A 12,269-nucleotide genomic window follows, 5' to 3' on the forward strand; every position below is an offset into this window, starting at 1 on the left:
CAATCTGTGCGCACCTGAGCCCCATGTGTTCGAGATTGTTCTCCTGTCATGACTGAGACCAAAAGGGGCCGGTTGTTGCCGGCCCCAGTCTTTTGCTTGTTCGTCAGTTGCCGCTGAGGATCATGCGGTAACGCATCTGATCGAAGATCACGGCGAGGATCAGTAGCGCTCCAAGGAGCACCATCTGCATATAGGAGCTGACCTGCGCGAGGTTCATGCCGTTCTGCACAAGCACGATGAAGAAGGCCCCGAGGACAACGTTTTCCACCCGACCGATGCCGCCTCTCAAAGACACGCCCGCGATCACGCAGGCTGCGATCGATTCCAGTGCAATCGTGCTGCCGAGGTTGGCTTCGCCCGACTCGACGCGCGCAGTGAGCAGCAAACCGGTCAACGACGCGATCAGGGCACAAATCACATAAGCCATCATCAATGTGCGCTTGGTGTTGATCGCCGAAAGATGCGCCGCCTTGATGTTTCCACCAACGGCATAAACCTGTGTGCCGAGGCGTGTGCGGGACATGAAGAGCCACATGACGATGATACAGATGGCCGCGATGATCACCGGAATGGGAACCCCAAAGAGCCTGCCGAACCCGAAAGTGTCGCCAAAGGCAAAGGGTAGTCCCGAAACCGGAACCCCACCCGTCAGGAAGAGCGCGAGGCCTGCGCCGACAGAGGAAACACCCAGTGTCATGATGAACGGCGAGACATCGAAATAGGCGACGCCGACACCGTTGATCAAACCGACGGAGATTGCAGCCGCAAAGCCCATGAAAGCACCAAGGGCGATCGCGAGCCAAATCGCGTCAGGGAAAATACCGGCGAGCCAGACCATACCGAGCGCGGAGACCACTGACGTCAAGGCAATCGACGTACCAACCGACAGGTCGAAACCGCCCGAAATCAGAACCAGCATCTGTCCCATAGACACGAGCACAAGATAAACCGACTGCCGGGCGACGTTGACGAGGTTCTGCAGGCTGAGAAACTTGTCGGACAATGCGGTGAAAATGATTAGCGCCCCAACAAGAAAGAACGGCAGAACGCCAACCTTGATGAATGTTTTTCGGATGGGATCGAAGGCCCCGGTCTGTTTTGCTTCTGTCGTCATAGTTTCGCTCCGGTTTCATCGACGAAGTATTTGAGAACTTGTTCTTCGGTCATGTCGTCACCGCTCAGCTCGGCTGAGATGTGGCCATGCGCCAGAACAATCATTCGGTGAGAGAGGTTCATCACCTCGGGAAGATCGGAGGAGATCACGACCACGGCCTTGCCCGACTCCGCCAATTCCTTGATTAGGAGGTAAAGCGCCGCACGGGTCCCCATATCGACACCGACCGTGGGCTCGTCAAAGATGATGATGTCGGCATTCTGGCCAAAGCACTTGCCAAACAGGACCTTCTGCTGATTGCCGCCCGAAAGCTGGGACACCGGCTTGTTGCGATAACCCTCGTGCAACTCCACATGGTCCGAGATCGTTGCGGCTTCGGAGTTGACTTCGGACCATTTGACCAGCTGACCGTCGCCCCCAACCTTGTCCCCCATGACAAGATTGATCGCGAGATTGTCCTTGGACGGCTTGGCAAGGTCGAGCCCTTCCCCCTTCCGGTCCGGCGAGAGGTAATAGATGCCTTCCTTGATGATGTTGCGCGTCGGCGCATGACTGATGTCCTTGCCGCGCATTTTCACCGTGCCTTGCACGCGGGTGGTCAGGCCCATGACAGTGCGGAAGAGGCGCGATTTGCCAGAGCCGACAAGCCCCGCAACACCCAGGACTTCGCCCGCCCGCACCTCGAAGGAAGCATCATGAATGCCTGCCGTTCCAAGGCCCTCAACAGTCAGCAGGACTTCCCCGGTCCCCTTTTCGATCTTGGGATAAATCTCGTCGATGGCGCGCCCGGTCATCATTTCGACCAGAGCATCCTCATTGGTTTCTTCCATCTGGACGGTGCCAATCTTGCCTCCGTCGCGCAAAACGGTAACTCGGTCCGCGATCCGCGAGAATTCCTGGATACGGTGGGAAATGTATATGATGCCCACCCCCTTGGCCTTGAGCTCGTTTACGAACTCAAAGAGGTGGTCGACTTCTTTGTCGGTGAGTGATGCTGTCGGCTCATCCAGAATGAGCACCTTGAGATCGCCATGGAAAGCCTTGGTAATCTCGACCATCTGTTGCTGCGCCCGCGACAGGTGCGAAGTGGTCTCATTCGGATCGATGTCAAATCCGAGCTCCAACAACATGTCATGCGCACGTTTGCGCATTGTGCGATGGTCGATGAAAGGACCCTTCATGGGCTCCCAGCCCAGGAAGATGTTTTGCGCCACAGTCAGGGTCGGGATTAGGGTCAGGACCCATTGATTTCCGGTTAGCGGCATGATTCACGACTCGAAAAACGAGCGGTAAACATGTCTGATCTTTTCTGGTTGAGCGACGCGCAGATGGCGCGCCTTGAGCCCTTCTTCCCCAAGTCCCATGGCAAACCTCGTGTGGATGATCGCCGGGTGCTGAGCGGCATTATCTTCATCAATCGCAACGGGTTACGATGGCGTGATGCTCCCAAGGAATACGGCCCGCACAAGACACTCTACAATCGCTGGAAGCGTTGGAGCGACAAGGGCATCTTCGCCGAGATGCTGATTGGTTTGGCTGCTGATCATGGTGAAGAGAAAACGGTCATGATCGACGCCACCTATCTGAAGGCTCATCGCACGGCGTCCAGTCTGGGTGTGAAAAAGGGGGGCGTGGGCGTCTGATTGGGCGCACCAAGGGCGGCATGAACACAAAGCTGCACGCCATTTGCGACAGCCAAGGACGTCCTCTGAACCTCTTTGTGACAGCCGGTCAGGTCAGTGATTACACCGGCGCACGGGTTCTCGTTGGCAGCCTGCCAAAAGTAGATTGGCTGCTCGGAGATCGTGGTTACGACGCCGATTGGTTCAGAGAAGCTTTGAAAGACAAAGGGATACGCGCCTGCATCCCCGGTCGAAAACAGCGGAAGAAAACGGTGAAGTACGACAAGCGCCGCTACAAACGGCGCAACCGCATAGAAATCATGTTCGGCAGGCTCAAGGATTGGCGGCGGGTCGCGACCCGTTACGACAGATCCCCAAAGGTATTCCTGTCAGCCATCGCGCTGGCGGCACTCGTCATTTTCTGGCTATGAGTCCTGACCCTAGGGAATTTACGAACTAACCCTTTGCAATTGCTCGGGTTAACGGCGCCGAAAATGGGCAAAACACGCCGTTTTCGACAAAATTCCCTGTTAATCGCCCCCTATCAGGGAAATCCCACCCCAAACCTCACCGACCAAAATGGCTCTCTGAGACTTCTGAGAATGCTCAGGGAAATGCCGCGCCACGGTGCGTCTCAGTTCCAAAGCCCCGCCCGCAACCGACGGAAATCGCGGCACTAATCGCAACCAATTCTGCAGGGAAAAATGAGACCGGGGTCGGTGGCGGAGGTGTCAGACCAATTCGAACCAGTCTCCCTAAGGGCAGCATTGCTGTCCTTTATGTTGCGCAGAGATTGCGCCACTCCGAGAGAGCAGCGGTGCGGTTCTTCTTGAATTTGGTTCGTGAGGAAAGGCTGCGCTCCGAATTGAAATGGTTGAAAAATGAGACGTGGACAGATGCAAACATCTGTAGACTTCGCACCCACCGAAAGCGCAGCTTCGCCCGCTCGCGACGCCGAAATGGCAGATGTGAATACTCTGCGCGATTGTTCAGCCAACGGCCCGTCGCCTGCTGCTCGGCATTGCCGATGTTATTCATCGCCGCGCCATAGGAGCGGAGCATGTCGGTCACCAGGTCGTGAGGGCGACCATGGCGTTTCATCGATTTTCCAGGGAATTTCGAAACCGCTTTCTTGTCCCGTGTCTTTTCCAATTGGCTTTCCAGATCCTCGACCTCGTGGTCGACGGCCCGGCAGAGATAGTGCGTCTCACAGTTGATCTTCACGAACATCTCGGCCGGATGCCAAGGCCAGTTGCTGTATTTCATACCGGCAATAAGACGTTTCCTGATCTCAAAGGAGAACATCGAACCAAAGTGATGTCACCAATATCGTGCGGCTTCATGGATTACATCAACGCCGCGCGCGTGGAGAAGATCCTCCACATTGCGAAGCGACAATGGAAGCCTAACATAGCGCATCTCCGCCGAGCGGATGATTTCCGGGCACGTTTTGGAGTAACGAAACAGGGAACGTATTGTCATGGCAGGACGCTATGCCAGCGCCCTGCCCGCTTCAACTTAAGTTCCTTTGACAGCGCCAATCGGTACCCTGCCCTGCCGCAGGCATGGTCCATCAGATACCACCTCTTCCAGCCTCAAGGGCCATCGCTCCGACATGGCCTGCCAATACACCAATCAATCAAAATTGATTTCCACTTGGCATCTGTGACCAGCTGGAATGTGTCCGTCAGGATTAGCCAGCTCCAGGCGAATACCAAAAGTTCCGGAAGCCGCGTCAAAAACGCTATCGATTACGCTTATTTTCGCGGGATACTCCCCTTCCACGGGCGGTTCGGGAAAAATGGAGTAGGTCCCATTGACCTTGATTGATCGATAGAGCGAAACGGGCAAAAACGCGACGACATGAAGCGGGTCTACTTTGGCGATCGTCACGACGCTGTCCTCGGTCGCAAAAAACTCGCCGCCAAACAGATGGCGCGCCACAACCACCCCGTCCAATGGGCTGCGAATGGTCCTGCGCTCAATTTGCGCTTCGGCGCGTTCAAGCTCCAGTAACATTACCTGACGGCGCATTTCGGCAATCGCACGCTCTCGGATAATCACTTCGGTTTCCGCTTCGACGGCTTCAAGTTGCTCTTGTGTCGCGACTTCCCGCTCAACCAGATCCCGGACCCTTTCGAGACGTTTCTTACTCAATGACAGTCTGCTTTCCTGCGCTTCGATTTCGGCCGTGCTGCGCGCCTGAACTGCCAGTAATTCCAGTGTCTTGCTTTCGACTTCGGAATGCAGCGCGGCAATTTTTTGCCCGCGCACCAGCCGGTCACCTTGGTCTACTAAAACTTCCTCCAGCAATCCCGGTACCGGAGTCCCCACCCTGACAGTTACCGCAGGTGAAATCACACAATCAAACCGTTCTGCCACAACGGGCGCCGCACCCACAAAGAACAATGCAGCCGACAGAAAAAGAGGGACGCGCATCTCAAATACCTTATTCATTCTGATTTACTGGTGAAAGCCAGCATAATGCCGAGTCTCCGATCTTGATCCAACAGGATCCGTCGGGCTTTTGCATGGGCATTTTCGGCCTTCCGCTGCGCCTTGCGGAACACATGCAACGCGACCCACCTCCCCGGTGCGCCCGGCATACGCGCCAGCTTGGCCGCGAAGCTTCTCCCAGCGGCGGTCATTTCCAGTATGGTGTCCTGGTAAGACAACATCGCTTCACTTGATCCCGGCTCTCCTCGCCGGGCAGCACGCCCTTCCAGTTGGCGGTCTATGCGCTTGGAATCGTGGCGCTCTGTCAGGATGACATGCAGCCCCCCTAAACCCGCGACCCCGTCGCCCAACGAAATGTCAACGCCACGTCCGGCCATATTGGTGGCAACCAAGACCATGCCGCGCTCTCCTGCTCTTGCGATGACCTCGGCCTCGCGGGCATCGTTCTTCGCGTTCAGCAACTCGTGCGGTACGTTGAGCTTGCTCAGCGCTTCGGATGCGACCTCAGATGCGCCAACCGAGCGCGTACCGACCAAGACAGGGCGCCCCTCACGTCGCAATTGCAACACGCGTTCCGCAACCGCTTTCCAGCGTTTTTCTGATGTCGAGAACACGCGCACCCCGAGCCGCCTGCGCTGGGACGGAACATTGGTCGGGATTGAAACCACATTCAAATGATACACTGAACTGAGTTCGGCGATAACTTCACGCGCAGTGCCGGTCATGCCCGCCAAATGGCGATATCTGCGAAAAAAACGCTGATAGGTCATCCGGGCCAGAACATCCTTGCGAGCCGTCACCTCGACACCCTCTTTGAACTCGACAAGCTGATGCATACCATCGCTCCAGGAACGCTCTTCCATCGCGCGCCCGGTGTATTCGTCGACGATCACCACCTTGCCGTCCGAAATGATATAATGATCGCCTTCGTGATACAGAAACGTGACGGCGAGCGCTTGGCGCACCGCCTGTTCCCTCCGAATACGGTTTTCCCAGATGCCGCCCACATAAGCCCCCGTCCGTTCGAGGGTTTTTTTTCCGCGTTTGGTTAGTTCGATACGCCTTTCGCGGCGATGGATCTTGTAGTCGCGGCCTTCAAAAAGGGACTTCGCCAGGCGGTGCGCCGTTTCGGCCCAAAGCCGTTCCGCCTCGGCATCCGTTTCGCTTGATAGGATCAGCGGCGTTCGGGCCTCGTCCACCAGAACACTATCGGCTTCGTCGACCACGGCAAAATGCAAACCTCTCATGACAGGCGGATCGTCCAGGTCGGTTGAACCAAAGAATTGCTGCAACTTCACGTGCGTATTTCGCGGCGCCCCCCCGAATTTCACCCTGTCGCGCAGATAATCAAACACGATCTCCTTGTTGGACGCGTAAACCACATCTCTCAAATAGATGGCCCGACGCTCGTCCGGACGTATGCCATGTTCCAGAGCCCCAACCGTCAGGCCAAGCCGTGAATAAAGCGGCTCCATGACTTCTGCATCGCGTTTGGCAAGATAGTCATTCACCGTCACGACATGGGCAGGCATTCCCGCCATGCCAGCCGCGCCGACCGCAAGCGTGGCCGTCAGAGACTTGCCTTCTCCGGTTTCCATTTCCGCCACGGCGCCTCGCGCAATTGCAAGGGCACCAAGGACCTGAACATTGTGATGGAAAAGGCCAAGCGTCCGACGAGAAGCTTCGCGAATAACAGCAAAACACTCGACGAGATTGGCATCGGTCAAGCCACTGCGGCGCACCTTTATGCGAGTTTTGGCAATCTCGGCATCCAGCGCACGTTCATCAAGTTTCTCGTATCTGGATGCCCTTCGACCAACGCGCCACATCAAGACCCGCAGCCGATAGCGAAAAACCGGCGCCGAAAGCCGTTCTCCAACAAACCGCACAGCCGACTCCGCAGGATCAAGCCAATGATGCCGGGGCTCTTCCTTTTCAGGGTAAAGCTGCAGAACAGGAGAAGCGAATGTGCCGCGCGATTGCGCGGCATTGATAGAATGAACAGCTGCCACCCCGTCGTTAAGCATCCGACTTGGCAGATTTCTTCTCTGATCCGTTTGATTTTGCCGAGGCTTTCTTGTCCTCTACGCCGCCGGCTTCTTCCGAAACCACTTCGGCATCTTCCACGACGGTATCGGTCTCGGATCCCACCTGGGTTTCCGACCCGTCATCACCGTCCATCGAGAACCGTTCCGCAATCGAGCCGAAATGACGCAGCGATGACAAATGCAGATAGATGCATTCCAACTCGTCCGTGCGCATCATGTTGCCCAGATCCTCGTCGGAAAGCGCCTTGAGCTTTTCGCGATCCACTGTCTGGAAGCCAGAAAGCGACTGACGTTGCCCCGTTGGTAGGTTGAATTGAGCCTCCATCGGCCGAAGTAGCCCCAGATCAACAAGACGTTTGCAGAAAATCTGCGTGCGATTAAAACGCTGCTGGTAATCCTGAAGAAATGCCAGCACATTTTTCAGGTACTGGGTTTGCGATCCGTCTGAATCGAACAGGCGTTCTCCACGCCCTTCCTTGTTGCAGCCATCATAGCTTTCGTCGATATGCAGGATCAGGTTATTGGCCGATTTATCCTGGGCGAAAACAAAAGGGTAGCGGCGCACAAACGCCGGGACATATTTACCGCCCCAGGTTCCGTCATCCTGAACGAATAGGTTCTTTGTTGCTGTTGCACCAAGAATGGCGCAAGGCATTACCGCTTCGTCATTGCCGGAAAACACAATGGGGTACTCTACCGAAGCCTGGCCAAATTCGATCGCCGTCAGCGGAACAGAGTTCACTTTTTCAGCGAATTTGTAATTCGCACCGGTTTTGACAGAGATCGATTTGTGGCGCTCTGACGAAACCGGAACGGCATTCTCGTAAAAAAGCAACTGGGTCATGTTTGTTCCTTATCTGCAAAAATTCTCGACGATTGTCTTACGGAAACAAACGAATTGTCGGCGGTTCCCCCTATCAGAACAAGAAAAATTTACCGTTTCTGGGAAACAGTTTGTTTGCAAATGTCTCTAGAGACTGAACTGACGTAAGAATATTTGCCTGGCAACACGGTACATCTGTTTCGCCATCGGTTCGCTGCCGTGGTCAAACCGGACATAGACCCTCTCCCCCAGACCACGAAATGTGCTACCTTCGGGCAGAGCAACATCCAGATGCAGTAACTTGGACAGGGCAAGCCTTTGTCCGACGCCAGCACCTTGGCTTGGGTCGAGCGGAATTTGCCCGCCGCCTTCGGTTGAAAGCGCCATAGAGGGAAGGGTTGCAGACAATGCCGGGACCTCCCGCCTGACGTGTGCAGGCACGATTCGATCCGGTTCCGAGGCGAATCGCAGCGCTAGGCTTTTGGTTTCGCTGCGCACCAGATCGCTGCGTTCTTCCGGTACGATCACGCGAATAAGCGGGTCTTTGAAGTCGGTGATGTAAGCCACGACCTCCCCCTTGCGCACAAATCGGCCTACCTGATCTTCGCCGCGCGGCAACAGTACAGCACCCGGAGCCGTGGCCTTGATCGTCAGTTGCTCCATGCGCGCCAGCGTCAGTTCGCGGTCCGCACGCGCTGCACGCAATTCTTCCTGCAGCACCCGGGCCGCAGACCTGTCCGTGAAATCCTGTGCCGTCAGCCGCCGGCGCAGTTCGACGATATACTCATCCAACATCCGCACCCTTGCGGCAACAAACGGGTCCTCCAGCAGTAACAGCGGCTTTCCTTCGGAAACGAACTCTCCCGGCTGCACATCAAGCTTGGTAATGATGCCGTCTGCCTCGCTGTGCACGATGCGATTTCCAGGCACCCAGACGACACCTTCGGCAACTGTGGCATGCGGCACCGGCGTGCCGAAAAGAACCACAGCCAGAATACCGACAAAAACGCCGGTCACGACAAATGCGCGACTTCGGTGACGGCGCAAAACCGGACTGGTGAACAAGAACCAGATCTGTTTCAGCAGCGGCCAGATGAACATGAGCACCACTGCCCAGATCGCCATGATGATTCCGAGAAAAAAGAACTTTGTGCTGACAAACAGCACAATCGAAAATGTGATGAACAGGCGATAAACAAATGACGCGACGCCGTAGAATGTGAACCAAAAAGGTTCGCCCCGTGCTGTTGCCGGCCCCTGTAGATGCTTCAGGCCGAACAGATACCGCTTTACTAGATAAGCGAGATGATCTTTGGAACGTTGTGCAAGGTTCGGGATCTCGATGATATCTGACAGCACATAATAGCCATCAAATTTTAGCAGCGGATTGCCATTGAACAGTAACGTGGAAACGCCACCAATCAACATCGTGTTAAAGGCAAAGGCCCGCACAAAGCCATCTTCGGCATTCAGCCAGACAATCATGGCCACTCCGGCCAAAAAAGCTTCGACCAGAATGCCTGCCCCACCGACAAGCGCGCGTTGCCATTTCGACGAGAAACGCATTGAATCTGAAGCGTCCACGTAGGGAACAGGCATGAAGACCAGAAACATCACGCCGATTTCATGAACCTCTCCCCCCCATCGTTTCACAACATAGGCGTGGCCCAATTCATGAACTGCTTTGACGAACACGTAACAGAGCCCAAGCAATGCCAGGTTTTCCGCAGTTAGCACCCGGTCGACCACATTTTCGGTCAACTCGTCCCAGTGGGACAATGCCAGGAAGGCGCCGTATCCGACAACGGCCACCCAAATCAGAGCCCCAAACCAGGAAATAATCGGACGCACCAACGGCATCGTCGCCGAGACAAAATCATCAGGGTCAATCAATGGCAACCTGACCGCCAGCGGGTTCATGAAGCTCATAAGGAACTTGCGGTTGCGCTGACGTTCCCCACGTTCTGACATTTCCGCGATATCGGGAGGAAGATCGCCAAGCAACACGTCCGCCGTATGCAACTGCCCGAGCAGCCGGAGAACTTCATCTTGGGTCAGTGTCTCGTCGTCCAACTGGTCACAGGCGATATCCCAAATCTCCTGCACCGTCCGCTTGCCATCGAGCATGGAGATGATGCGGTAGCTGGACGGGGAAAAACGGTGGAACCGACCGGAAGTCCTGTCCTGCAACACATACCATAGTTGTCCCCGATACCGCGAACGAAACAACTGCGCATGGCGCCTTAGCCTGGGTTTGAGATTGGCAGCGCGGTACCAGTTTGATGATAGGAACGACTTTTCCATGGCTTAGGGCCGCCAACGCCACAAGGTAAGCTTCGCCCAATTGACGAGCGGACGCACCCAGACCGAAATCAGCAGTCGTTCGTCGATATCGGTGCGGGCGATGCCCTCCATACCAGGGCGCAGGCGGACATCTGACGTGTCCAGGTCCGCATAGACACGAAAGAAGTTCCGCCCCTCGCGCTGGTCCGACACAGGCGTGATCCGATCGATAGTATAGTTCAAAGGCAAGTCGGGCAGAGAGGCAACCCGCAACTGTCCGATCTGACCGGTCTGGACTTCGGCTAGATCCGCCTCATCCACCTCAAGCACCACGCGCCAGCCATCCAACGGTGCGATTTTGAATAGCTCTTCGCCACGCTCGACCGTCGCACCGATTGATTGGCTGAGATCGCCCGTGACGACGACCCCGGAAAATGGCGCCCGAATTTCGGTTCGGGCAATTTGTTCGTCAACGAGTGAAATCTGGCTTTCAACCTGACGTATCTGACTTTCGATAATGTTGGCCTCGGCGCGCTCGCGGTTGGCCAGGGCCAGGTCATATTCCGCCTGCCTTTGCGCGCGCGTTGTCGTCATGCGCAATCGTTCCAGCACAAGATCCCGATCATCCAACCGCGCCAGAACCTGCCCTTCTTCCACCAAGGAACCCGCCTGCACAGTTTCATCAGCCAGATAGCCATTGAACGGGGCCACGACTGTCCGCTGGATAGCCCCCTGCAATTCGGCTGGCGCCGTGACCTTGAACGTGGTTGTTTTGTTGGCGAAGAACCAAACCACAGCAATGAAAAGGATGGTCGCGAATTTGCGGCCAAAATTCCGCGGCCCCAGCAGCGCCACAAGCTGATTGCCCAGCGACTCGAAAATCTTGGTGATGACAAAGCGGTCGTTGCGGCGTTTTTCCTCCAGCACCGGACCAACAACCGTGGCGATAGCATCCACCAAGGCAACGGTATCTTCATCAAACGCGCGGTCACTCGTACGCTCCAGAGTCAGCGCGCCGATGATTTCGCCGTCATACTGGATTGGCACGGTGAGGACGGAATCCGCCTTGTGCGCTCGCGAAAGCTCTTCGTGTGCCAAAGTGACGCGAAAATCCCACCCTTCTGGAACCGGGAAAAGAACCACCGCTTCCTGATCTATGGCCTCGTTCATCGCTGCGCGGATATCACGGATCAGACTCATCCGTTTGCCAAATCCGGCAGCATGGCTGATGGCCGACATCTTGACGTTCTTGCGCCGCACGAAGCCCAGACTGACTGGATCGCAATCCAGAGACTGGGCGAGCTCTGTCACAAGAGCATTGGCCGCGCCGGAGAAGCGTTTCTGCTCAAGAACCGTCGCCAGCATCGCGAGCGCCGAGGCCGTGCGGGATTGCAATTTTTCAAAGGTTTGTCCTTGATCACGCCGCAGCACGACTTCGATCCAGCCGGAGGCCCACCGAAGATGGCGGAGCGCCTCGACCGGTGCCAATCCAGAGTTTTCAAGCGTAACGGATGCCGCACCATAAAGCTGGTCATCGACAAGGATTGGTAAAGAAATTTCGTTCGTAGTGTCCGTCTTGGCCATCACTGGCTGGCGTTTTCCAAGCGCCTGTTCGGTCGCCGCCATCAGCGCCTGCCCGACATCTTTCTCTTCAGGCCAATGCGCAGCCGACGAAAATGGCCCGGTGTCGGGATCACCCAAAACCACGACAGCCGCTTTCGCGCCGGAAATACTGCGGCACATCAGCGCCAGCCAAGCGCCAAGATATTCGGTAATGGACCGGGCGCCAGAGAACTGGTTCCAAAGCGCCTGGTCAAAAATCGCGTAGCTGACCTGTCCCGTGTCGCCAGTACGATGATTAGCCGGATCGGCAGGATTGTCCGTAGTCATTTACTTGCGGGTTCCTCCGATCCCAACCAAAC

8 protein-coding genes and 1 pseudogene are annotated in these 12,269 nt (G+C 56.0%); 1 reads left to right on the plus strand and 8 read right to left on the minus strand.

Annotated elements, in window-relative coordinates:
* Positions 1-103 precede the first annotated feature (103 nt).
* Both ACS3QZ_RS10615 and ACS3QZ_RS10620 read right to left on the minus strand, forming a co-directional pair.
* Positions 104-1,114, minus strand: a complete 1,011-nt coding sequence (locus ACS3QZ_RS10615) for an ABC transporter permease (protein WP_456037801.1) — start codon at positions 1,112-1,114, stop codon at positions 104-106.
* The gene (locus ACS3QZ_RS10620) at positions 1,111-2,295 is read right to left on the minus strand and encodes a sugar ABC transporter ATP-binding protein (RefSeq protein ID WP_456037802.1); all 1,185 of its coding nucleotides are present in this window, start codon (positions 2,293-2,295) and stop codon (positions 1,111-1,113) included. Before ACS3QZ_RS10620 ends, ACS3QZ_RS10615 begins: the two co-directional genes overlap by 4 nt.
* A 114-nt stretch (positions 2,296-2,409) precedes the next feature.
* Here ACS3QZ_RS10620 and ACS3QZ_RS10625 point away from each other — a divergent pair.
* Positions 2,410-3,167, plus strand: a protein-coding gene (locus tag ACS3QZ_RS10625) for an IS5 family transposase (protein ID WP_456037200.1) whose coding sequence is annotated in 2 segments (ribosomal slippage) — positions 2,410-2,728 and positions 2,728-3,167 — 759 coding nt in all. Because the reading frame shifts where the segments join, the coding sequence is not laid out codon by codon here.
* A gap of 346 nt (positions 3,168-3,513) precedes the next feature.
* On the opposite strand, the pseudogene ACS3QZ_RS10630 reads toward ACS3QZ_RS10625, so the two are convergent.
* The 6 genes and pseudogenes from ACS3QZ_RS10630 to ACS3QZ_RS10655 form a co-directional block, all read right to left on the minus strand.
* Positions 3,514-4,218, minus strand: a pseudogene (locus ACS3QZ_RS10630) (IS6 family transposase).
* A gap of 153 nt (positions 4,219-4,371) precedes the next feature.
* Positions 4,372-5,193 (minus strand): efflux RND transporter periplasmic adaptor subunit, encoded by an 822-nt coding sequence (locus tag ACS3QZ_RS10635; RefSeq protein ID WP_456037803.1) that lies wholly within the window; start codon positions 5,191-5,193, stop codon positions 4,372-4,374.
* A complete protein-coding gene (locus ACS3QZ_RS10640) occupies positions 5,190-7,220 on the minus strand; it encodes a preprotein translocase subunit SecA (RefSeq protein WP_456037804.1) in 2,031 nt (676 codons plus the stop codon). The genes ACS3QZ_RS10635 and ACS3QZ_RS10640 overlap by 4 nt, the downstream gene beginning before the upstream one ends.
* A complete protein-coding gene (locus ACS3QZ_RS10645; protein ID WP_456037805.1) occupies positions 7,213-8,085 on the minus strand; it encodes a SapC family protein in 873 nt (290 codons plus the stop codon). The genes ACS3QZ_RS10640 and ACS3QZ_RS10645 overlap by 8 nt, the downstream gene beginning before the upstream one ends.
* 126 nt (positions 8,086-8,211) lie before the next feature.
* A complete protein-coding gene (locus ACS3QZ_RS10650) occupies positions 8,212-10,368 on the minus strand; it encodes a PqqD family peptide modification chaperone (RefSeq protein ID WP_456037806.1) in 2,157 nt (718 codons plus the stop codon).
* 3 nt (positions 10,369-10,371) lie between these two features.
* On the minus strand, positions 10,372-12,237 hold the full coding sequence (locus ACS3QZ_RS10655) for a GAF domain-containing protein (protein WP_456037807.1): 1,866 nt from the start codon (positions 12,235-12,237) through the stop codon (positions 10,372-10,374).
* Positions 12,238-12,269: the final 32 nt, after the last annotated feature.

This window comes from Shimia sp. W99, assembly GCF_053851455.3.

What these genes read in the sequence shown, in the direction of transcription:
- ACS3QZ_RS10615 (WP_456037801.1), bottom strand. Translation starts at nt 1,114, where the DNA reads ATGACGACAGAAGCAAAACAGACCGGGGCCTTCGATCCCATCCGAAAA.
- ACS3QZ_RS10620 (WP_456037802.1), bottom strand. Translation starts at nt 2,295, where the DNA reads ATGAAGGGTCCTTTCATCGACCATCGCACAATGCGCAAACGTGCGCAT.
- ACS3QZ_RS10635 (WP_456037803.1), bottom strand. Translation starts at nt 5,193, where the DNA reads ATGAATAAGGTATTTGAGATGCGCGTCCCTCTTTTTCTGTCGGCTGCA.
- ACS3QZ_RS10640 (WP_456037804.1), bottom strand. Translation starts at nt 7,220, where the DNA reads ATGCTTAACGACGGGGTGGCAGCTGTTCATTCTATCAATGCCGCGCAA.
- ACS3QZ_RS10645 (WP_456037805.1), bottom strand. Translation starts at nt 8,085, where the DNA reads ATGACCCAGTTGCTTTTTTACGAGAATGCCGTTCCGGTTTCGTCAGAG.
- ACS3QZ_RS10650 (WP_456037806.1), bottom strand. Translation starts at nt 10,368, where the DNA reads ATGGAAAAGTCGTTCCTATCATCAAACTGGTACCGCGCTGCCAATCTC.
- ACS3QZ_RS10655 (WP_456037807.1), bottom strand. Translation starts at nt 12,237, where the DNA reads ATGACTACGGACAATCCTGCCGATCCGGCTAATCATCGTACTGGCGAC.